Origin of the sequence: Vreelandella zhanjiangensis DSM 21076, from assembly GCF_000377665.1 — a bacterium.
Taxonomy (GTDB): domain Bacteria; phylum Pseudomonadota; class Gammaproteobacteria; order Pseudomonadales; family Halomonadaceae; genus Vreelandella; species Vreelandella zhanjiangensis.
Window position 1 is genome coordinate 926,928 of sequence record NZ_KB898646.1, and the last position, 21,653, is coordinate 948,580.

18 protein-coding genes and 2 rRNA genes are annotated in these 21,653 nt (G+C 51.7%); 5 read left to right on the forward strand and 15 right to left on the reverse strand.

Annotated elements, in window-relative coordinates; genetic code table 11:
* Positions 1–2: 2 nt before the first annotated feature.
* From D467_RS0104165 to D467_RS0104215, 11 genes are all read right to left on the reverse strand, one after another.
* The gene (locus tag D467_RS0104165; protein ID WP_018916256.1) at positions 3–464 is read right to left on the reverse strand and encodes a flavodoxin domain-containing protein; all 462 of its coding nucleotides are present in this window, start codon (positions 462–464) and stop codon (positions 3–5) included.
* 311 nt (positions 465–775) lie between these two features.
* Positions 776–1,075, reverse strand: coding sequence for an integration host factor subunit alpha (locus D467_RS0104170; RefSeq protein ID WP_018916258.1), 300 nt, complete (start codon positions 1,073–1,075; stop codon positions 776–778).
* 60 nt (positions 1,076–1,135) lie between these two features.
* Positions 1,136–3,517: a phenylalanine--tRNA ligase subunit beta gene (pheT, locus tag D467_RS0104175; RefSeq protein WP_018916259.1), complete on the reverse strand. Its 2,382-nt coding sequence runs from the start codon at positions 3,515–3,517 to the stop codon at positions 1,136–1,138.
* Between the two features lie 26 nt (positions 3,518–3,543).
* Entirely contained in the window at positions 3,544–4,563 is a 1,020-nt protein-coding gene (pheS, locus tag D467_RS0104180) for a phenylalanine--tRNA ligase subunit alpha (protein WP_018916260.1), read from the reverse strand.
* 153 nt (positions 4,564–4,716) lie between these two features.
* Positions 4,717–5,070, reverse strand: coding sequence for a 50S ribosomal protein L20 (gene rplT / locus D467_RS0104185; RefSeq protein WP_018916261.1), 354 nt, complete (start codon positions 5,068–5,070; stop codon positions 4,717–4,719).
* Positions 5,071–5,126: 56 nt separating this feature from the next.
* Positions 5,127–5,321, reverse strand: a complete 195-nt coding sequence (rpmI, locus tag D467_RS19650) for a 50S ribosomal protein L35 (RefSeq protein ID WP_009724291.1) — start codon at positions 5,319–5,321, stop codon at positions 5,127–5,129.
* 81 nt (positions 5,322–5,402) lie between these two features.
* Positions 5,403–5,894 (reverse strand): translation initiation factor IF-3, encoded by a 492-nt coding sequence (gene infC / locus D467_RS0104195; protein ID WP_018916263.1) that lies wholly within the window; start codon positions 5,892–5,894, stop codon positions 5,403–5,405.
* A 60-nt stretch (positions 5,895–5,954) separates the two neighbouring features.
* Positions 5,955–7,877: a threonine--tRNA ligase gene (gene thrS, locus D467_RS0104200; protein ID WP_018916264.1), complete on the reverse strand. Its 1,923-nt coding sequence runs from the start codon at positions 7,875–7,877 to the stop codon at positions 5,955–5,957.
* 244 nt (positions 7,878–8,121) lie between these two features.
* Entirely contained in the window at positions 8,122–9,000 is an 879-nt protein-coding gene (locus D467_RS0104205) for an OmpA family protein (RefSeq protein WP_018916265.1), read from the reverse strand.
* Between the two features lie 294 nt (positions 9,001–9,294).
* Complete coding sequence (locus D467_RS0104210) at positions 9,295–9,762, reverse strand: DUF2489 domain-containing protein (protein ID WP_018916266.1); 468 nt, start codon at positions 9,760–9,762, stop codon at positions 9,295–9,297.
* A gap of 134 nt (positions 9,763–9,896) precedes the next feature.
* Positions 9,897–10,949, reverse strand: coding sequence for a COX15/CtaA family protein (locus tag D467_RS0104215; RefSeq protein ID WP_018916267.1), 1,053 nt, complete (start codon positions 10,947–10,949; stop codon positions 9,897–9,899).
* Between the two features lie 440 nt (positions 10,950–11,389).
* Here D467_RS0104215 and D467_RS0104220 point away from each other — a divergent pair, with 440 nt between their 5' ends.
* Positions 11,390–11,605, forward strand: a complete 216-nt coding sequence (locus D467_RS0104220) for a hypothetical protein (protein ID WP_018916268.1) — start codon at positions 11,390–11,392, stop codon at positions 11,603–11,605.
* Positions 11,606–11,648: 43 nt separating this feature from the next.
* On the opposite strand, the gene hrpB is transcribed toward D467_RS0104220, so the two are convergent.
* Both hrpB and D467_RS0104230 read right to left on the reverse strand, forming a co-directional pair.
* Complete coding sequence (gene hrpB / locus D467_RS0104225) at positions 11,649–14,084, reverse strand: ATP-dependent helicase HrpB (protein ID WP_018916269.1); 2,436 nt, start codon at positions 14,082–14,084, stop codon at positions 11,649–11,651.
* 4 nt (positions 14,085–14,088) lie between these two features.
* On the reverse strand, positions 14,089–14,754 hold the full coding sequence (locus D467_RS0104230; RefSeq protein ID WP_018916270.1) for a TetR family transcriptional regulator C-terminal domain-containing protein: 666 nt from the start codon (positions 14,752–14,754) through the stop codon (positions 14,089–14,091).
* Between the two features lie 196 nt (positions 14,755–14,950).
* On the opposite strand from D467_RS0104230, the gene xdhA reads away from it, so the two are divergent.
* Genes xdhA through guaD form a run of 4 tightly spaced genes read left to right on the forward strand, consistent with a single transcriptional unit; the run spans position 14,951 to position 20,993 of the window.
* Positions 14,951–16,405 carry a xanthine dehydrogenase small subunit gene (gene xdhA / locus D467_RS0104235; RefSeq protein ID WP_018916271.1) on the forward strand — a complete coding sequence of 485 codons (1,455 nt, stop codon included), beginning with the start codon at positions 14,951–14,953 and terminating at the stop codon, positions 16,403–16,405.
* On the forward strand, positions 16,389–18,812 hold the full coding sequence (gene xdhB / locus D467_RS0104240; RefSeq protein ID WP_018916272.1) for a xanthine dehydrogenase molybdopterin binding subunit: 2,424 nt from the start codon (positions 16,389–16,391) through the stop codon (positions 18,810–18,812). The genes xdhA and xdhB overlap by 17 nt, the downstream gene beginning before the upstream one ends.
* The gene (gene xdhC, locus D467_RS0104245) at positions 18,809–19,672 is read left to right on the forward strand and encodes a xanthine dehydrogenase accessory protein XdhC (RefSeq protein ID WP_018916273.1); all 864 of its coding nucleotides are present in this window, start codon (positions 18,809–18,811) and stop codon (positions 19,670–19,672) included. Before xdhB ends, xdhC begins: the two co-directional genes overlap by 4 nt.
* Position 19,673: 1 nt before the next feature.
* Entirely contained in the window at positions 19,674–20,993 is a 1,320-nt protein-coding gene (guaD, locus tag D467_RS0104250; protein WP_018916274.1) for a guanine deaminase, read from the forward strand.
* Between the two features lie 207 nt (positions 20,994–21,200).
* Here guaD and rrf read toward each other — a convergent pair.
* Together rrf and D467_RS0104260 are read right to left on the reverse strand one after the other, a co-directional pair.
* Positions 21,201–21,316 (reverse strand): 5S ribosomal RNA (gene rrf, locus D467_RS0104255).
* 125 nt (positions 21,317–21,441) lie between these two features.
* Positions 21,442–21,653 (reverse strand): 23S ribosomal RNA (locus D467_RS0104260); the annotation flags it as partial.

A 21,653-nucleotide genomic window follows, 5' to 3' on the forward strand; every position in this document is an offset into this window, starting at 1 on the left:
GGTTAGACTACCTTTAGCTGCTGCTCTTCGATCCATTCTTCAACCCATGGCACAGCGGCGTCATCCGCCATAAACGTTTCCATGGCGTCCACTTCCAAGCGCTCACCCAAGCGTCGCGCGCCGTGATCCTCAAGCAGGCTATCAAGTTTTTTACCAGCACCGCAGAAGGTATCGCCATAGGAGCTATCGCCCAAGGCAATCAAACCATAACGAAGCTCCGTAAGTGCAGGGCTTTTATCGCTTAGGCTGCGCACAAAGGGAACGAAGTTACCGGGATAGTCACCACTACCGGTGGTCGAAATTACAAACAGTGAAATATCCTCGCCATCTGTCAGATCATCAAGCGTCGGCTGCTCGACAATATCCACACCAAATCCGGCCTGCTCAAAGAGTGGCTTTACCTGCTCAGCCACATCCAGCGCGCCACCATACATCGTACCCACCAATATTTTCAGTTGAGGCATTGTTTATCCTCCTTTTAATGTTCACGGCAGCAACTTGCTGGCTAGCAAATAGCCATTTGAATTTATACGAATATTAACATAACTCACTTATACGACCCATTTTGCCGACATGGGATTAACTGCTGACAGCACGGCTGATTCCGCTGGATATCAAAAAAGTCCGCTGACTTGCGGCTTTCAAGGCTTCCGCATAACCGCGCTTAATCGCCATCTCTTACGCTTTTACTGCCTTATAAAAAAACGGAGTGCTTGAAAGCACTCCGTTTGTATAGCAGAAGATAGCCGTATACCGATACCACCCCTATCAAGCCCTACTTATTTTGCACGTAATGCTCGACTTGCTGCTTTAGCTTTTGGCCTGGACGAAACGTTACAACCCGACGTGCAGAGATAGGTATTTCTTCACCGGTTTTAGGGTTGCGGCCTGGCCGTTCACGCTTATCACGCAGGTCAAAGTTGCCAAACCCTGACAGCTTGACCTGTTCATTTTCTCGTAAGCAGGCTCGAATCTCTTCAAAAAAAGCTTCGACCATGGCTTTTGCTTCTCGCTTAGATAGTGCCAGCTCAGTATGTAAATGCTCTGCCAACTCTGCTTTGGTCAACGCACCCATAGGGACCTCCTTATAGCAAACGCATTGCCAAGAACGTGATAAGCGTCGTGCATATTATTGTCAGCCGCGTAGCTCAGCCTCCAATTGGACACGCACTTGTGTCACGATGGAATCTACCAACTGATTGATTTCTTCATCGTTTAGCGTGCGTGAAGGATGCTGCCAGGTCAAGCCTAAAGCAATACTCTTATGGTCGTCCGCCACGCCTTTACCAGCATAGACATCAAATAGCTTAATGTCTTTTAAGTAATCACCGGCTTTTTCTTTGGCGCAATCCAGCAAGGCCTGCACGGGCACTGCGCTTTTAACGATGAAAGCTAAATCGCGACGCACTTCAGGATAACGCGATAAGGCTTCAAAGGCGGGAATCTGGCCTTGGCTTAGGGTATCCAGCCGGACCTCAAACAGTACAGCGTCCACTTTCAGACCAAGTTTTGCACGCACCTGCGGGTGTAGCGTGCCAATCCAGCCAGCGTGCTCGCCATTACACAGTATCTCGGCACTTTGCCCGGGATGCAGCGCCGAATGCTCAGCTGGCTCAAAACGCCATGCATCGGGGTTGCCCCCCAGGGCTAAAAGACTTTCCAGATCCCCTTTTAGATCGTAGAAGTCGATACGCTCTTTCGAGCCAGTCCAGCCTTCGGTTTCCCGAGTGCCACAGACTAACGCACCCATCATGGGCACCTGAGAAAGCTGGTCTAATTCGCCATTAAATACCAGGCCCGTCTCAAATAGCCGTACGCGGTTTTGCTGACGATTCAAATTATGTTCCATGGCCCGCACAAGACCTGGGAACAAGCTTGCCCGCATCACCGACAGGTCGGCGGAGATAGGATTGGCAAGCACTGGAGAGACAGCATCAGGCAACAGAGCGGCCTGCAGCTCAGGAGCAACAAAGCTGTAGGTAATAGCTTCCTGGAAACCACGCGCCACCATCTGATGACGCAGCTGCGCCTGGGTCAGTGTCGCTTCATCAGCAGAACGCAGCGCTAATCGCGCAGCAGGCCGGCGAACGGGCAGATTGTTGTAGCCATGAATCCGCGCGATCTCTTCGATTAGATCTTCTTCAATCGCCACATCGAACCGCCAGCTGGGTGCAACAGCGGACCAACCTTCTGCCTGAAGACTTACCTCAAGCCCCAACCGTGTCAGAATATCAGTGACGTCATCAGTGGCTAGCTTCTTGGAAAGCGCACTTTCCAGACGCGCCTCACGCAGCAAAATAGTGCGTGAAGCAGGGACATCCGCCTCACTGACGCATTCAGTGACAGGTCCTGGTTGACCGCCGCAGATTTCGATCAACAAGCGGGTTGCCCGCTCAACGGCTGCTTTAGCAAGCTCAGGATCCACGCCACGCTCAAAGCGGTGTGACGCATCCGTATGCAGGCCGTAGGAGCGCGCCTGACCGGCAATAGCCAGCGGGGTAAAAAAGGCCGACTCCAAGAAAATCGTCTGGGTGGTTTCGTTGACCCCTGAATTTTCTCCGCCCATGACACCCGCCATGGCAAGCGGCCCCGTATCGTCCGCAATCATCAGCGTTTCAGGGCGCAGGGCAACGTCTTGGCCATCCAACAGCGTTAACCGATCACCCTCTTTCGCCATGCGTACAATGATGCGGCCGTTCAGGTTATCGCGATCAAATGCATGCATCGGCTGCCCGAGCTCAAGCATGACGTAGTTGGTAACATCAACCACAGGGTCGATGGAGCGAATACCGCTACGACGCAGGCGCTCTACCATCCAGAGCGGTGTTTCTACTTTTACATTGATACCCCTGATAACACGGCCAATATAGCGAGGGCACTGCTCAGGCGCTTCAACGCTAATAGCAAATGTGTCGTCAATTACCGGGGCAACGGGCTCAATAACCGGCGGCGTTACGGCAAGACGGTTAAGCACACCCACTTCACGGGCCAGGCCCTTAACGCTTAAACAGTCACCACGGTTCGGCGTTAGATCCACCTCAATGGTCATATCATTGAGGTGCATATACTCACGGAAATCGACGCCAACAGGTGCAGAATCCGCCAGTACCAAAATACCCGGCGAGGTATCTTCCTCAAGCCCAAGCTCTGATGCTGAACAAATCATGCCGCGTGATTCAACGCCACGCAGTTTCGCCTTTTTAATTTTAAAATCGCCGGGCAAGACACCGCCCACCTGAGCAAACGGTATTTTCTGACCGATATCGACATTGGCCGCACCGCAGACCACTTGCACTGGCTCGCCGGTACCATCGTTTACGGTACAAACGTTTAACTTATCGGCATCTGGGTGCTTTTCTTTGGTAAGCACTTCAGCCACGACAACGCCACTAAACGCAGCGGCTACCGCCTCAACGGCATCGACCTCTAAGCCGGCCATGGTGATCTGATCTGCAATCGCCTGCGTGTCCAGCTGCGGCGATACCCATTCGCGCAGCCACTGTTCTGAAAATTTCATGATCGTTCCTGTGTTCGGCAGCGGTCTTAAGCGAATTGGCGCAAGAAGCGCAGGTCATTTTCAAAGAACAAACGCAGGTCGTTCACACCGTAACGCAGCATCGCCAAGCGCTCAGCCCCCATACCAAAGGCAAAGCCGGTATAGCGTTCAGTATCGATACCTGAGTGACGGAATACCTCTGGATGCACCATGCCGCAGCCCATCACTTCAAGCCAACCGCTGTGCGAACAGACACGGCATCCTGAGCCACTGCACATGACGCATTGAATATCGACTTCGGCAGAAGGCTCAGTAAACGGGAAGTATGAAGGCCGGAAGCGTACGGAAAGATCATCACGCTCAAAAAACGCCTGCAGGAAATCTTCGATTGTACCTTTCAGGTCGGCAAAGCTGACCCCTTCATCCACCAGCAATCCTTCAACCTGATGAAACATCGGCGTATGGGTGAGATCCGAATCGCTACGGTACACGCGGCCAGGACATACAATACGAATCGGTGGCTCACTCTCTTTCATGGTACGTACCTGTACCGGCGACGTATGTGTTCTCAGCAGACGCGTTGCATCGAAATAAAACGTATCGGCCATGCCGCGCGCAGGGTGGTGCGCTGGAATATTGAGCGCCTCGAAATTGTGATAATCATCTTCAATTTCAGGCCCTACCGCGACGTCATAGCCAATGCGTGTAAATAGGCTTTCAATACGCTCAAGCGTGCGTGTCACAGGATGCAGACCGCCACTCGCCTGATTACGGCCGGGTAACGTAACGTCGATCCGCTCAGCTGCCAAACGCGCGTTTAGTGCAGCGCTTTCAAGCTGCTGACGCTTGGCATCAATTTCACTTGCCAAGGTTTGCTTGGCCTGGTTGATGCGCTCACCGGCAGCCGGACGCTCTTCAGCCGATAGTTTACCCAAGCCTTTCAGCAAAGCAGTTACTTCGCCTTTTTTGCCCAGGTAGCGAACTCGCAATTCCTCTAGCGTAGCGACATCTTGCGAGGCCTGGATGGCATCACGAGCCTCAGATACCAGAGTAGGAAGGTGGTCCATCCGTTTCACTCCGAATTAAGCGGTTCCCTCGTAATGAGGGTGTAGCACGTTGAAGGTGACAAAAAAACAGGGGAAGAGCGGCTGCTCTTCCCCTGCGGGTCACACTGAAATGACCTTCGTCAATTCACGCTGGCAGTCGCGCAGCGTATGACGTTATTGGGCAGCCTTGGCTTTTTCCACGATAGCAGCAAAAGCAGCTTTTTCGTGTACAGCCAGATCAGCCAATACTTTACGGTCAATTTCGATACCGGCTTTCTTCAAACCGCCAACAAAGCGGCTGTAAGACATACCGTTGATGCGCGCAGCAGCGTTAATACGCTGAATCCACAGCGCACGGAACTGACGCTTACGGTTACGGCGGTCACGATAAGCATACTGGCCCGCTTTAATTACGGCCTGCTTAGCTACACGGAAAACACGCGAACGGGCACCGTAGTAACCTTTAGCCTGCTTCAATACTTTTTTATGGCGACGACGGGCCACTACACCACGCTTAACACGGGTCATAACACACTCCTGACTTTATAGCTGAGGCTTAAAGCACTCAGACAAGAAAATTCGACTTATAGGTTCGGCAGCATGCGTTGGATCAACGCTTTGTCAGAAGCATGAATCTGCTTCATACCACGCAGCTGACGCTTACGCTTAGTCGATTTCTTGGTCAAGATGTGGCTACGGAAAGACTGCTTGTGCTTGAAGCCATTAGCGGTCTTTTTGAAGCGCTTTGCAGCGCCGCTGTTGCTTTTGATTTTCGGCATGAGAAAACTCCGCTCGATATTTTTTAGAAAACCCAGGGCCGACCATCGCCTACGCGATGGCCCGTTGGCTTCGCCGTTGGATCACTTCTTTTTCGGGGCAAGAATCATGATCATCTGGCGGCCTTCCATTTTCGGGAAAGACTCAACCGCTCCGATCTCTTCCAGGTCTGCCGCGATCCGTTCCATCAGCTTGCGGCCGATGTCCTGGTGCGCCATTTCACGACCACGGAAGCGCAATGTGACCTTACCCTTGTCACCACCTTCCAAAAAGCGAATCAGGTTTTTCAATTTCACCTGATAATCGCCTTCATCGGTGCCAGGACGGAATTTAACTTCCTTGACCTGGATTTGCTTTTGCTTTTTCTTTTGAGCCGCTTTTTGCTTCTTCGTCTCAAAAACGAATTTACCGTAATCCATAATCTTACAGACGATGGGATCGGCATTCGAAATTTGCACAAGGTCTAAACCGGCAGCCTCCGCACGCTCAATAGCTTCGGTGGTGGGCACAACACCCAACTGCTCACCTTCAGCATCGATTAGACGCACTTCTTCTTCGGTAATTCGCTCGTTCATTGGTGGGCGTTTGTCTGCTGGACGCCCGCGCTGGTTGCTTCGCTTGATCGTTCCGTCTCCTTAGGCAATTGACGATGTCGCCAGGGCTGCTCGCTCTGCATTAAGACGCTCAATGAGTGCATCGATTGTCATAGTGCCGAGGTTTTCGCCGCTGCGAGTTCGCACGGCCACTGAGTCAGCTTCGACTTCCTTATCTCCCACCACAAGAAGATAGGGAATTTTCTGTAACGTATGCTCACGGATTTTAAAGCCGATCTTCTCGTTCCTCAAGTCCGCTTTGACCCGTAAGCCACTTTTTTGCAGGCGCTGCTCTAATTCAAGCGCATAATCACGCTGAGCATCGGTGATTATCATCACCACCGCCTGCTGAGGTGCTAACCATAATGGCATAGCGCCAGCATAATGTTCAATCAAGATACCAATGAAACGCTCCATAGAGCCTACAATAGCACGATGCAGCATAACTGGCGGCTTGCGTTCGCCCTCTTCGGTCACATATTGAGCGCCCAGGCGCTCAGGCATCATGAAATCGACCTGCATGGTACCAACCTGCCACTCGCGCCCCAAGCAATCTTTCATGTGGTATTCAATCTTGGGACCATAGAACGCGCCTTCGCCAGGAAGTTCCTGCCATTCTACGCCACAGGCTGTTAACGCACCACGCAGGGCATCTTCAGCCTGATCCCAAACATCGTCACTGCCAATACGCTTTTCTGGACGCAAGGCGATTTTAATGGCGATGTCTTCAAAGCCAAAATCGGTATACACCTTCAGCGCCTGGCGATGGAAGTTAGTAACTTCAGGCTCGACCTGGGCTTCAGTACAGAAAATATGTCCGTCGTCCTGAGTGAAGGCACGGACACGCATGATACCGTGCAAGGCACCGGAAGGCTCGTTACGGTGGCATCCGCCGAACTCGCCAAAACGTACGGGCAGTTCACGATAGCTGCGCAGCCCCGAATTGAATACCTGCACGTGGCCAGGGCAGTTCATTGGCTTAAGAGCATACTCACGCTTTTCAGATTCGGTAAAGAACATACCGTCAGCGTAATTATCCCAGTGCCCGGACTTTTTCCAAAGCGATACATCCATTACTTGGGGGCAACGGATTTCCTGATAGCCGCCCTCTTTATAAACGCCCCGCATGTACTGCTCGACTTGCTGCCATAGCGCCCAGCCATTCGGGTGCCAGAATACCATGCCCGGCGCCTCTTCCTGCATATGGAAGAGATCAAGACGACGGGCAAGCTTGCGGTGATCCCGTTTTTCCGCCTCTTCAAGGCGTTTCAAATACGCTTTTAGCTGCTTTTTATCGCCCCAGGCAGTGCCGTAAATACGAGTTAGCATGGGGTTAGAAGCATCTGCCCGCCAGTAAGCACCGGCAAGCTTGGTCAATTTAAACGCTTTTAGATGGCGAGTATTAGGCACATGAGGGCCACGGCACATGTCCGTGTATTCTTCATGGTGATAAAGCCGGATGTCTGCACCATCAGGAATATCCCGAATAATTTCCTGCTTATAGGTTTCATCCCGCTGCGAAAACGTTGACATCGCTGTATCGCGGTCGACATATTCACGCACGACATCGTATTCGCGCTCAATCAGGTCCTGCATGCGTTTTTCGATAGCGTCTAAATCTTCTGGCGTGATTGAACGGCCAAAATCGATATCGTAATAAAAGCCGTTATCGATCACCGGCCCAATCGCCATTTTGGCATCAGGATAAAGCTGCTTCACCGCATGCCCAATCAAATGCGCGCAGGAGTGGCGAATAATCTCCACGCCTTCAGGATCACGCGCAGTAATAATGGCAACCTGCGCATCGTGATCAATTAGGTCGGCGGCATCTACCAAAACGCCATCAATCCGCCCTGCTATGCACGCCTTGGCCAAACCAGGGCCAATGGACTCTGCAAGCTGCATGATGGAAAGCGGCGCTTCAAATGTTCTTTCGCTACCGTCAGGTAGTGTCACAATAGGCATTCAGATATTTCCTTGAGCGCAGTGGTGATCCATACCAAGGATCACATTTCGCTATCAATGATCGTAGGCGTAAAAAGTAATACAAACAATATACGCGCGTAGCCTAACAGACTTAAGCGCGGCGGAAAATAAAAACGGGAGGCTTACGCCTCCCGTCGTTACTTACTTGATTACTTACTATCTTTATTACCTACTACGCGACTGCTTTTGGCGTTATAGCATTAACGCCTTAGCGAGTTGCGTATTATTTCCACTCATCAAGTTCAACGCGACGGTTTTGCGCGCGACCTTGATCGGTTTCGTTAGAAGCAACCGGACGCTCTTCACCGAAGCCAACTGCACGCATGCGATTTGCGCTTACGCCACGTTGAGCAAGGTAGGTAGTAACGGATTCAGCACGACGCTGAGACAAGTTTTTGTTGTACTCAGCAGAACCACGTGAATCAGTGTGACCTTCGATGCTAACGCGTACGTCAGGGTTGTTAACCAGACGCTCTGCAACACCGTTTAGGATGTTACGGGCATTAGAAGTCAGCTCAGCTGAATCGAACTCGAAGTTAACGTCATTCAGCACAACGCTGTCTGGGCAACCCAGTGCGTTCACTTCGGTGCCAGCTGGCGTATTGGGGCACTGGTCACGATAATCCGGCACGCCGTCGTTATCGGAGTCAAGCGGGCAGCCAACAGCATCTACCTCAACGCCAGCAGGAGTACCTGGGCACTGATCGCGGTAGTCAGGCACACCGTCGTTGTCTGAATCCAACGGGCAGCCTTGAGCGTCAACTGCAACGCCAGCAGGCACTTCACCGTAGCTCGGGCACTGAGGCGCTACCGGCTCAGGTGTACGGTCTGCACACAACAGACCACCAATTGCTGCACCGGCTACAGCGCCAGTTGCCGCGCCGCTCTCTTCGTCAGAAGAACCGCTAGTAGCATAACCAATGCTGCCACCGATAACGCTGCCTGCCAGACCACAGACAAACGGGTGCTGGTACCAGCTGCGCTCGCCGCTGTTGCTGCTAGCACTAGCTTGACCAGATGATTGGTTAGCCGAGGTGGCACAGCCTGAAAGGCCCACTACTAAAGCGGAACCGATTAACAAGCCAGTCGTTGATTTTTTCATGCAAGACTCCTTCTTGATCCAATGCTGACATGGCCATATGACCAAATCTATCCAATGCTTCTTATTTGCGAGAGCATCCATTTTTCGCCTGTTCAATAGTACCACGCGGGCGTTCCCCTGCTTGGCATTGAACGGTGCGCCTATCATTAACGTTTCAACGCTAGAAGGCAACAATGCCGAGATATCAACTTCTTGCCAATATCGACATCTCAAGCATAGCAAAGCTGCCACAATCGGCACCAAAAAAACACATTACGCTATTAATTTAAATAAAAGCGCCTTATTAATTCTAATCTAGTGTAACGCAGAAGGCCCTTGTGCACGCCATTTTATAACGGCTTTAGCTGCTGCCAAGACAGCGGGACGCATCTCATCTTCAACCGCTAGGCGTTGCTTATCTTCAGCCATGCGCTCACGTGGTGTTAATTTTGCACGCGCGGAGTGCGTTTTAAGATGCCGGGTACGATTATAAACGTCGGCAAACGCTTGAAAGTCAGGCCGCTCGGTAAGGCTGGGGTCAACAATTTCGAGCAGCACCTTACAGCGCCATGCGCCTTCCGTAATATCAACCTGCTCCTGAATCAACGCACTCGTAACGTAATCCAGGTTTTCCAGGCTGTTTTGCTGGGCTCTAAGGTCTTCATCTATGCGAAAGGCCTCGCGGCGCTTTACCTCTTTACGCAACTTAAGGGCATAGATTGATAAGCCGACAATGACTGCAAGCGCTAACGCGAGCGCTACAAGTGCGCTGATCGAATTCATAATACTCCCAGTTGCGCTTTCAAAAATAGCTTAACAGAAATTGTACATCAATTTAGCACTGAACCGTTAATTTCCCTAATTCAGCGACACGCCCTCACCAAACTTAGTAATAAACCTGCTCTTTCTTACTTTTTTTATGAGGGCACAGGAGGACGCGGAGAATATAAATCAGGTTGAGCAGTGTAGTTTTCCTCCTCACTCAATCGCCAACGCCACCATGCCCATACCATGCTAACCGTCAGTAAAACTGCACCGGCCGTATGCAGCAAAGCTAGCCATAACGGCAGCCACATCAATACGTTGGCCACTCCCAGTAGCGCTTGAAAAACATAAATTGCTACCACTAAGCCTAGCGGACCTGCAACATGACAAGCGCGTCGATGTCGATACCAAAGCATAAGCAACGCAATGCCTAACAGTAGCGCTCCCATACGGTGCATAAAGTGGATGGCAACTCTAGCTTCGGCATGTAATTGCCCGTGTAAGTAATTAGGCCCTACTGTTTGGGTCAAATGAAACCCTTCGCTAATATCCATTGCGGGCCACCATTGACCATTGCAGGTGGGAATATCCTGGCAGGCAATACCCGCGTAATTACTGGTAACCCATCCGCCCAAGGCGAGCTGTACAATTAATAGCCCTGCTGCCATCCCCCACCAAATATTTAGCCGTTGGGCACTAAGCGGCTTTTGCTCGACGACACCTCTTATCCTTAGATGCAGCCAAAGAAATAGCAGCAGCACGCTTAAGCCACCGAGCAGATGCAACGTCACTACTTGCGGCCAAAGTTTTAGCGTGACGGTAAAGGCACCAAAGGCACCTTGCACTAAAATAGTGGCAAGTAGCGCTATGCTGATAAACCAAGGGTATTGGGGCTGTTTCCTGAATGGCCAACCTAGCGCTAAAACGCTAACCACCAAAAGGCCGAGTAGAGTTGCAATATAGCGATGGATCATTTCAACCCATGCTTTCGAGGCATCCAGAGGGACATCAGGATGGTGTAACGCAGCGTGATCACTATCAGGTACCAGCAGGCGACCATAGCAGCCCGGCCAATCAGGGCAACCCAGCCCCGCATCGACTAATCGCGTCCATGCACCCACTAAAATGACCAATACTGTCAGTAACGTTCCTAAAAGTGATAAGTGCAAAAGCCACTTTAAGCGCCTCTCTAACGATGCTTGCATGATGTATCCTTACACTCATTAGCAATGGCAATACCCTTGGTTTTTATCCAGAAAACCGAGCCTAGATCGCCAAACATATCCTTGAAAAATTATATTAGCACTAATCGAAATGATCGACCTGCGGCCTTAAACGTGTTCATTGTCTTGCTACAAACATTTGCCCTCCTTATAGCGGTCCACTTTATGATTTCAGCGTTGTATTTTCCATGAGAACTGATCATGAAAACTGGCGAGCCCGATGCGCCTCTCGCACAGGCTGGGTGAAAATAAAATAAGTATAGATATTATTGGTTATTCGCTACGCTTTCGTGATTAATAGGTAGCTTTTTAACAAAGCGTTAACCTTATTAGCGATCTACAATTCGCTGGCTATCGTCCTATAATTCTTATCAATGATCCTGGCCATTCCTAATACGGCCGCGCGACAATGGGAGTAATATATGCAGAAGCACCGCCTCACCACAGGGATAGTGGCCCTTATGGCGCTCATGACCTTGGCTTCTCTTGCTGGCTGCACCACTTACACTTGGCCGGATGGATCAAAGGAAACGGTGCTGGGTGTCGCTCCTGAAGATGAAAACAAGCGCTTTGAAGAGCAGCAAGCTGATGGCGTTCGTTACCGCACCCCCGGTGAAATCCCCGAACAACAGCTGTAGCACTTAGAAAGCACTACCCCCTAAGCACCTAATCGCTCTACGCTTATTTACGTTTTATAGTGGTGGCCGTTGCCTTTGCAGCGAGTGGATCGTCAGGCCACGGATGCTTTGGATAGCGGCCACGCATCTCTTTACGTACCTCTGGGTACCCATTAAGCCAGAAGCTTAGCAAATCCTGGGTCACTTGAAGTGGCCGGCGCGCGGGCGAGAGTAGATGAACCGTTAAAGCAATGCGCCCTTCAACCACAGTGGGCGTATCACGCCAACCAAAGGCTTCCTGAAGCTTTAACGCCAGCACCGGGGATTGATGCGCCAAACAGGGCGAATAGTCGATAACCGTAGATTTACCGCTAGGCACTATCAAGGCTTGAGGTGCCAGCCGCTCCATTTCATTTTGCTGATCCCATGTCAGGGTATTCAGCAGATAGTGATGAAGCGGTAGTTTTTCAACTTGGGAAAGCCGCGTTATATCGGTTAAGTAGGGGGCAAGCCAATGGCTTAGCGAATCTACTAGCGCCGCGGTAGACCAGTCTGGCCACGGCTTACCCAATGTCTCGCGCAGCAGCGCTATCCGCCCCTGCAGCTGCTCCAACGCTTGGGAATGTAACAACGCTGGCCGCTGGCTTACGGCATTTAGCAAGGCCTCTACTACAGCGTCTTTAGGCAGCGTAGCTAAAGGGTGCCTGGCTATCGTCAAAGCACCATAAGCCTGGACCTTCTCACCGATCAGCCGTCCCTGTTCTTCAGACCATGTGACGCGTGTCTGCCACTTCACTCGCTCAGGATAAAGCTCTATTAATGCCTCAAGTGTTAGTGGTTCAGCCGCGTATATTTTGGCTTCGCTTGAGGCACTCTCCAGACTTGCCACAATAAGATACGGCTGATGCGCCAGCGGGTCGTTTAACGAAACTACCGCCGTTTTTCCTGAGGCGAGCTGAAATCGCCCCGGCGTAATTTGCTGACCTACCCGGTCCGGATAAGCCAATGTCAACAGCCTACCCAATGGGGCCAAGTCGATCCGATTCAATGCAGCATGCGCCTGTTTGGCGAGCCGCCTGGCTTCCTGCGCCCATACAGGGAACTGCTTGGGTTGATCAAAGCGCTGACTAAGTGCTTTTTGAAAAGAGCGATCATTGCTTTCACGGCTTTCAAGCAATGCGGCCAAGCCACACGCCAGGGGCGTGGCCTCTAGCGCTTCAGAGCGCTCCATCATGACGGCAAGGCGTGGCGATAGAGGCCAGCGCCCGCAGCGCCGACCTAACAATGTGAGCTTATGTTGCTCATCCAACAACCCCAGCTGGACAAGCAGCGCCTGACCACTCTGCCACGCCCCTTTAGGCGGAGCTGAAACCCAGCAAAGCTTATCGGGTGAATCCACGCCCCAGCGTGCCAGTTCAAGCACAGTGCTCGACAAATCCGCCTGGAGAATTTCAGGTTCGCCGTGAGCGACCAACGGCTGCTCTTGAGACCATAAACGAAAACAGACACCCGGACACTGGCGCCCCGCCCGCCCACGGCGCTGGTCTGCACTAGCACGATTAACGCGCCGGGTGGTTAAGCGCGTTAATCCTGTACGAGGTTGAAATAAAGGCACACGCTCAAGCCCCGCATCAATAACCACATTTACACCATCCACCGTTATGCTTGACTCCGTAATAGCGGTAGACACAATAACGCGGCGCTGCGAATTCTCTGCTACTAGCGCAGCCCGCTGCTCAGCAATGGTCATTCGGCCATGTAGTGCCCTTACCGCTATGTCCGGCAGAGATTGGCGAAGGGCTTGAATCAGGCGCTCTATCTCGGACACGCCGGGGAGAATGACCAGTAGATCGCGCGTTTGTGGAGCGCCTAGCGCCTCCTTCACAGCTCTAAGCGCCGCCTGCTCGATTTTTTCGTTTGCCTGAGCGGGTCGATAATAGGTAGTGACCGGGTATTGACGCCCTTCACTAACAATTAGCGGCGCATGCTCGCCTATTACCTGCCGTAATGCATTCACATCAAGCGTTGCTGACATTACCAGCAGGCGTAAGTCGTCACGTACACTAGCTTGAACATCCAGCGCGAACGCCAGCCCCACATCCGCTTCTAAGCTGCGCTCATGAAACTCATCAAAAATGATGCCCGCCACGCCCTCCAGCAGCGGATCTTCTTGCAGCATTCGCAGCAAAACACCCTGTGTAATGACTTCTAGCCGAGTATTTGAGCCAGTACAGCTCTCCCCGCGCATCCGGTAACCAACCGTTTGGCCTACCGTTTCGCCTAGCGCTTGCGCCATAAAACTTGCCGCTAACCGAGCGGCTACGCGACGCGGTTCAAGCAATAATATTTTTTGACCAGCCGCCCACTCACTGGTCAAAAGCATCAGAGGAACACGCGTAGTCTTTCCCGCGCCCGGCTGCGCCATGAGAATTAGTCGGTTATGATTTTCAAGACCCGCTTGTACGGCCTCCAGGTGCTGCTCAATGGGCAATGCATTCATAACATCAATTCGCTGCAGAAGATGCTTGGGAAGAAGCTAGCGGGGAGATACCACATCCTTTCAAAATAACGTGTTCCAGAAACTGGGTAATTGAGGCGAGGTCTTCCTCATTCAGGGCATCGCGCCCTAGCACCCGGGTTATCTGAGCACTATATTCAGTGTAATGCTGGGTCGCCGACCAGATTAAAAAAATCAGCCAGCGTGGGTCTACATCATCCATTTTCCCTTGCAGGGACCACTGCCGAATAATCGCCGCACGAGATGTCACCCAATCACGCAGTTCACCGGCGAGATACTCATCCAGGAAAGGCGCCCCGGCTAATATTTCTGCCGCAAACAATTTTGAGCCATCGGGGTAGCGCTGCCCCAGCACTATTTTAGTGCGAATAAAATCGCTTAGCACTTCACCAGGATCGCTCTCGGGCGTTATGTTCTCAAGCACAGCATTCCAGCGCCGCATCATACGGTTGAGCAATCGGACATAGAGCGCCTGCTTGCTGCCCATATAATACAGAATGTTAGCTTTGGGCAGTTCCGCCTTATCAGCAATGGCTTGCAAGCTTGCTCCACGATAGCCATGCAATGAGAATATCTGTTCGGCAGCATTTAGAATTCGCTGCTCTATTCGCTCACGATTTGCACTTTCGTTTGGTGCGGTTTCGACTGTCATTAATAGGCTTCCTGAAAAACTTTTTAGCAAACACCATGGGTAGTGTATAAGCATCGCTTAATGCACAAAAAGCCTGCATTTTTAATTACTTTGCCCCATATAAGTGCGTCCAATAAATACTTGCAAGACACGCTCTTTTGTCTCAAGCTCAAACCATATTGACCGATCGGTCAGAACAATCACAATGGAGTTTGGTATGGCTATTATTGAGTTTCTTCTCAATGGCGTTCCCAAACAGTGCACCGTATCGCCAGATACCAGTATTTTAACGCTATTGCGTGAGCATTTGGGGGCCACCGGCACCAAAGAAGGCTGTGCCTCAGGTGATTGCGGGGCATGTACCGTTGCCATTAGCGACTTAGCTGATACTCCCCGCACTTACACAAGCGCCAATGCATGCATCACGCCTGCCCACCAGCTACAGGGCAAAGCGCTTGTCACTATTGAAGGACTGGCTGCTGAAGGTCAATTACACCCAGCGCAAGCGGCCATGATCGAATGCCACGGAAGCCAATGCGGCTTTTGCACACCAGGTGTTGTCATGTCCTTGTTTACGCTTTACGAATCGCCCGATAAAGACACTTTATCGTTAACACCAGAGCAGCTTGAGGAAAGCCTGGGTGGAAATTTATGCCGCTGTACAGGGTATCGCCCGATTCGTGATGCAGCGCTTCAAATGCACACTCATTCTTACGAGCGGCCAAGCTGGTATAACGCCTTCCTACCCCAAGCTTCGTCTTCTAATACAAACATTCAAAATTCCAACGAATGCTTTTTCATTCAGCCTACATCGCTTGCAGATTTAACGGCGGCTCGCCTGCGCTTTACAGATGCTCGCCTTGTAGCTGGCGGAACGGACCTATGGTTGGAAAGCACGCAGCGCTTAACACCTCTTGATCAGCTAATCGACGTTACACACGTTAAAGAACTGCTGACCCTTGAAGCGGATGAATTTAATAACCAATCTGGCTGGTGGGTGGGCGCAGGGGTCACCTATACCCAGCTTGAGCCATTATTAAACAGCCACTTTCCGGCCTTTAGCCAATTGCTACAGCGCCTGGGCTCCCAGCAGATTCGTAATCGTGGCACGCTGGGCGGAAATATCGCAAACGCCTCTCCTATCGGAGACACCCCGCCCGTTTTGCTAGCCCTAGGCGCATGGGTTGAGCTGGCCAATACGACAGGCACTCGCTGTCTACCGTTGGAACATTTTTTTAAGGGATACAAACAGACCGCCCTGGCGGCGGATGAAATTCTGTCACGCATATTTATTCCCAAACCTTCCAATACCCATGCATTACGCGTCTGGAAATTGTCTAAGCGGCGAGAGGACGATATTTCAGCCGTGCTAGGTGCTTTCAGCTACCGCCTGGAAAAAGATACCCTGCACGATGTACGTATAGCCTTCGGCGGTATGGATGCCATACCCAAGCGCGCGCTGACAATGGAAAAAGAGTTGGAAAGTCACAAGATTACGGTAGATATCTTTCGTGCAGCACAGGCGGCTATCGTCCAGGACTTTACACCGATGAGCGACGTTCGAGGCAGCGACGTTTATCGCCAACAGGCAGCAGCCAACTTGGTTGAACGGCTTTACTTAACGCTTTCAGCGCCGGATCAGGAGGTGATGCTGCATGCGTACGCTCACTAGACTCGATAAAGACAGCCAACGCGCTCGCCAAGAGCTTAAAGATCAAATCCAAGGCGATGGCCCACTCGCTTGCCATACGGTAAAAAGCAGCGGAGCACGCCAAGCTGGCCAATCCAGTATTCATGAAAGTGCTGAGAAACACGTTACCGGCAAAGCGGCTTATATTGATGATCTAAAAACACCTTCTGATGCACTGCATGTAGCGCTAGGCCTGTCACCGGTAGCACACGGTATATTAACTGCTTTAAAGCTTGAAGCCGTGAAGCAAGCTCCCGGTGTTGTCGATGTCATTACGTTTCATGATGTGCCGGGTGATACTGATATTGGCCCGGTTTTCCCTGGCGACCCTATCTTCGTTGATCAGGAAATTAGCTATGCCGGTCAGTGCCTGTTTGCCGTAGCGGCTACCTCTCTACACGCAGCCCGCCGCGCGGTAAAACTTGCAAGCATTGAAATTGACGAACAGCCTGCAAGCCTTGACCCCGTGACTGCCACTCAGCGTGAAGAATTCGTGCGCCCTTCTCATGTGCAGGAACGTGGCGATTGGCAGCAAGCCTTACGTCAAGCCCCTCATGTTATCGAAAGCGAGCTGTTCGTCGGCGGGCAGGAGCACTTTTATCTAGAGGGGCAGGCGTGTGTAGTGCTGCCGACCGAAGATGAAGGCGTGATTGTTCATACCTCCAATCAGCACCCCAGTGAAACACAGAAACTTGTTGCTGAAGTACTCGGTATTCCGCTTCATGCCGTCACGGTAGAAGTCCGTCGTATGGGCGGCGGATTCGGTGGTAAAGAGACTCAGGCATCCCCCTGGGCCTGTATTGCTGCCATTATTGCTCGCCGTACAGGTAAAGCAATACGTCTTCGCCTGCCGCGCAGTGAAGATATGCGCGTTACCGGCAAACGCCACCCCTTTCATAACCGTTATAAGCTGGCCATTGATCAACAGGGCATTATTCAGGGCGGTGAAATAAGCGTGATAGGTGACTGCGGCTATTCACCTGATCTTTCTGATGCAATTGTTGATCGCGCCATGTTCCATACGGATAACGCTTATTCGTTAGGCGATGCCAGAGTGGTTGGCCATCGCGCTAAAACGCATACCGCGTCCAATACGGCGTTTCGTGGCTTTGGCGGCCCTCAAGGTATGATGATTATTGAGGCGGCCATGGACGATATTGCCCGCCAGGTGGGTGAGGATCCGCTGACCATACGTAAGCGAAACTTTTATCGTGATGGGCGGGACACTACTCACTACGGTCAGCATGTCGATCAACGCCAGCTACTTCATACGCTTGTTGAAACACTGGAAACCGACAGTGATTACTGGGAGCGTCGTAAAGCCATTAAAACGTTTAATGGCGTAAGCCCCATCATTAAGAAAGGTCTTGCGCTTACTCCCGTCAAGTTTGGCATTTCGTTTACCGCACAACATCTTAATCAGGCCGGTGCACTGTTACATATCTATACTGACGGAAGCGTCATGATCAATCATGGCGGTACCGAAATGGGCCAGGGGCTACATACCAAGATCTGTCAGGTTGTTGCTCGCGAATTGGGTCTGAGCCTTGAGCAGGTGCGTATTACGGCAACCCGCACGGATAAAGTCCCCAATACCTCTCCCACTGCCGCTTCTAGCGGCGCCGACCTAAACGGCATGGCTGCTCGGGACGCGGCCAGTAAGTTACGTGAGCGGCTATTCGATTTTGCAGCCTCACACTTTACAGCGGGCCTGGATCGAGAAGGAATGCGCCTTGAAGAAGGCATGCTGGTTTCAGGCAGTAACGAAAGCGAGCAGCGAATTCCCTGGGGCGAGTTGATTCAAACCGCCTATCTCAATCGTATTTCGCTTTCAGAAAAAGGCTTTTATGCCACGCCCCTGATCCACTACAACCGCGCGACCGGACAAGGGCGACCCTTTTATTACTACGCGTTTGGCGCAGCGGTATCCGAGGTCAGTGTTGATATGCTGACCGGGGAATACCAGGTTGATCGGGTTGATATACTTCATGATGTAGGTACGTCGTTAAATCCCGCCATCGATATTGGCCAAGTGGAAGGCGGCTTTATTCAGGGGATGGGCTGGCTTACCAGTGAAGAGCTTAAATGGAACGCTAAAGGGGTACTGGTAAGTGATGGCCCAGCCACTTACAAAATTCCGACCTTTGGCGACTTACCGCCTATCTTTAACGTAGCGCTCATGGAAGGCCATCCGAACTCCATGGCAAGCCTTTATCGCTCTAAAGCGGTGGGCGAGCCTCCGCTTATGCTGGGCATTAGCGTATGGTCGGCATTACGGGATGCCCTTTCAAGCTTGACCAACTACGCTACTTCACCGCGCTTAGATACGCCGGCAACGCCCGAACGGGTTATGCTGGCAGCCAACGCCATCAGGGAGAAAACCCTGTGACAGCCCCCATGGCATGGCATGCCGCGATTGACTGCTTACAGCGCGCAGGCACGCCTCATGTATTGGCAACCCAAGTCACTAGCGCTGGCTCTACTCCGAGGGAACCGGGCGCGCACATGGTTATTACCCTGGATGCTATTTTCGATACGCTAGGAGGCGGCAACTTTGAGTGGCAAACTATTCAGGCTGCTCGTGACTACTTAAAGCAGCAGCGCTATGGATTTCATCTGGAAGCTTTTTCGCTAGGCGGGCGAAGCGGGCAATGCTGCGGAGGATTCGTCAATATATTGCTTGAGGTCTTTCCTGGTGCCGAAGCTAACATCGCGATATTTGGAGCAGGTCACGTTGGGCAGGAAATTGTAAAGTTAAGTGCGCCATTACCCTGGCGGCTGACCTTACATGACAGCCGCACCGAGATATTGAGCGAGTTACATCAACAGCCGCGCTTAACCTGCCATGCCCTGCGGGATGTCAGTCGCAATGTAGCTCAACTGCCACCTCACACTCACGTGCTAATACTTACCCATAGTCATGATGAAGATTATGCTCTGATTGCTGAGCTTATCCAACGTGACGATTTAGCCTCCATTGGACTCATTGGCTCTGATAGCAAATGGGCAAGCTTTTCAGGGCGGCTGATACGTGCAGGCTATACTGCGGAGAAAATTCAACGGGTTCGTTGCCCCATCGGCCGCCACCTTGGCCATAAGCCAAGTAATAAAACCCCTTATGCAATCGCCTTAAGCGTTGTGTCTGAGCTTCTTTGTTTAACTGATACCCCTTCTGCTCAAGAAACACGGGGCCTATCCAGCCAGGCACTGCGCACCCTTTTCACTACTCCCTCTACTACCATGAGTTAATATGACCTCCTCTACCAATACGCTTATTCGTGCCGAACTGGTAAGCTTTGCCCGCAACCCCGGTGAGGGTGACAAGCCAAGCCCAGGCAGTTTGGAGCACTACGGCGATGGCCTACTCTGGTTAAAAGGCCAGCATATTCATGCCGTAGGTCATTTTAGTGAACTAGCGCCCTCACTTCCCGACGGCAGTGAAGTGCTGGATTATCGCGGCAAGCTGATCATGCCAGGCTTTATCGATACTCACGTGCATTATGTGCAGCTAGACGTTATGGCATCGTATGGTCGGCAACTACTTGATTGGTTAAACGACTATACCTTTCCCGAAGAGTGCCGCTTTGCCAATCATGCTCATGCCGAAGCACTCTCCGACGCTTTTTTAGACGAAATGCTGCGGGCAGGCACCACCACGGCACAGGTATTTGGCTCAAGCCACCCTGGATCGATGGATGCTTTCTTTACCGCCTGCAATAAGCGTCAGCTGCGCATGCTGGCCGGTAAAGTATTGATGGACCGTAACGCGCCTGAAGGTTTGTTGGACGGTGCGTCGGGTATTGCCGATACCGAGCGACTGATTGAGGATTGGCATAACTCTCAGCGCCTTGGCTATAGCGTAACGCCTCGTTTTGCGCCGACCTCCACGAAAATCCAAATGGATGCAGCTGGCGCACTGCTTCGTAATGACCCGACTCTTTGGCTACAAACCCACTTAGCGGAAAATAGCGGTGAACTTGACTGGGTTGCCGAACTTTTCCCTGATAACCAGGATTATCTATCTGTTTACGAAAAAGCTGGGTTAGTAGGACCACGCAGTACGTTCGCCCATGGAATACATTTGGATAATGGCATGCGCACGCGTTTAGCAGAACGTGGCGCAAATATTGCTTTCTGCCCAAGCTCCAATCTGTTTTTAGGCAGCGGACTGTTTGACCGTTATGCCGCACAAGAAACCGGCATGGCGTTTAGCTACGCCAGCGATATCGGCGCGGGGACTGATCTTTCAGGGTTTGATACGCTTAAAAGTGCTTACCAGGTTGGCCAGCTAAGCGGCCAACCTCTCACTGCTTGGCAGGGCTTTTATGGCCTTACCCATGGCAATGCTAAAACACTCGCATTGGACAGTCACATTGGTCAGTTAGCGCCGACTTTTGAGGCTGACTTCGTGGTCATTGACCCTAATGCCACACCGCTTCTCACACGAAGAATTCAGCGCTGCTCTACTTTGGGTGAACGTTTATTTGCCCTGATGATATTGGCGGACGACCGAGCCATTTATGAAACCTGGGTTGCCGGCAAATGCCAACATCAACGCGATCAAAATTGATTAGTTGTGAAGAGTGAGGAGTGAGGAGTGAGGAGTGAGGAGTGAGGAGTGAGGCAGGTTACGATCTACGCACTCACTCTTTATTGCTAATCATACTTAATAAATAATCCCCAGCTTTATAAGAGGCTGGGGATTTTTAAATAAGTATGACTTTCTTCCACGCAAACAAAAAACCCAGCCGGTGGCTGGGTTTTCTGCGGGATAAGTGCCTGACGATGACCTACTCTCGCATGGGGAGACCCCACACTACCATCGGCGCTAAGCGGTTTCACTACTGAGTTCGGCAAGGGATCAGGTGGTTCACGCTCGCTATGGTCGTCAGGCGTAACTGTCAATGTCTATCATGCTGACGTGTTCTGTGAGCGTCTCTCGTGCCAAGCGTCTTCTCGCTCAGCGCGCGTATCCGGTACTCATCGTTATCACTGCGACCAGACCCCTTGGGTGTTATAGGGTCAAGCCTCACGGGCCATTAGTACACGTTAGCTCAACACCTTGCAGTGCGTCCACACCGTGCCTATCAACCAGCTGGTCTCGCTGGGCCCTTCAGGAGGCTCTAGGCCTCAGGGATGTCTCATCTTGAAGGGGGCTTCCCGCTTAGATGCTTTCAGCGGTTATCCCGTCCGACCATAGCTACCCGGCAATGCCACTGGCGTGACAACC

Coding starts and splice junctions, on each gene's coding strand:
- D467_RS0104165 (WP_018916256.1), bottom strand. CDS start 464: ATGCCTCAACTGAAAATATTGGTGGGTACGATGTATGGTGGCGCGCTG.
- D467_RS0104170 (WP_018916258.1), bottom strand. CDS start 1,075: ATGGGTGCGTTGACCAAAGCAGAGTTGGCAGAGCATTTACATACTGAG.
- pheT (WP_018916259.1), bottom strand. CDS start 3,517: ATGAAATTTTCAGAACAGTGGCTGCGCGAATGGGTATCGCCGCAGCTG.
- pheS (WP_018916260.1), bottom strand. CDS start 4,563: ATGGACCACCTTCCTACTCTGGTATCTGAGGCTCGTGATGCCATCCAG.
- rplT (WP_018916261.1), bottom strand. CDS start 5,070: ATGACCCGTGTTAAGCGTGGTGTAGTGGCCCGTCGTCGCCATAAAAAA.
- rpmI (WP_009724291.1), bottom strand. CDS start 5,321: ATGCCGAAAATCAAAAGCAACAGCGGCGCTGCAAAGCGCTTCAAAAAG.
- infC (WP_018916263.1), bottom strand. CDS start 5,894: ATGAACGAGCGAATTACCGAAGAAGAAGTGCGTCTAATCGATGCTGAA.
- thrS (WP_018916264.1), bottom strand. CDS start 7,877: ATGCCTATTGTGACACTACCTGACGGTAGCGAAAGAACATTTGAAGCG.
- D467_RS0104205 (WP_018916265.1), bottom strand. CDS start 9,000: ATGAAAAAATCAACGACTGGCTTGTTAATCGGTTCCGCTTTAGTAGTG.
- D467_RS0104210 (WP_018916266.1), bottom strand. CDS start 9,762: ATGAATTCGATCAGCGCACTTGTAGCGCTCGCGTTAGCGCTTGCAGTC.
- D467_RS0104215 (WP_018916267.1), bottom strand. CDS start 10,949: ATGCAAGCATCGTTAGAGAGGCGCTTAAAGTGGCTTTTGCACTTATCA.
- D467_RS0104220 (WP_018916268.1), top strand. CDS start 11,390: ATGCAGAAGCACCGCCTCACCACAGGGATAGTGGCCCTTATGGCGCTC.
- hrpB (WP_018916269.1), bottom strand. CDS start 14,084: ATGAATGCATTGCCCATTGAGCAGCACCTGGAGGCCGTACAAGCGGGT.
- D467_RS0104230 (WP_018916270.1), bottom strand. CDS start 14,754: ATGACAGTCGAAACCGCACCAAACGAAAGTGCAAATCGTGAGCGAATA.
- xdhA (WP_018916271.1), top strand. CDS start 14,951: ATGGCTATTATTGAGTTTCTTCTCAATGGCGTTCCCAAACAGTGCACC.
- xdhB (WP_018916272.1), top strand. CDS start 16,389: ATGCGTACGCTCACTAGACTCGATAAAGACAGCCAACGCGCTCGCCAA.
- guaD (WP_018916274.1), top strand. CDS start 19,674: ATGACCTCCTCTACCAATACGCTTATTCGTGCCGAACTGGTAAGCTTT.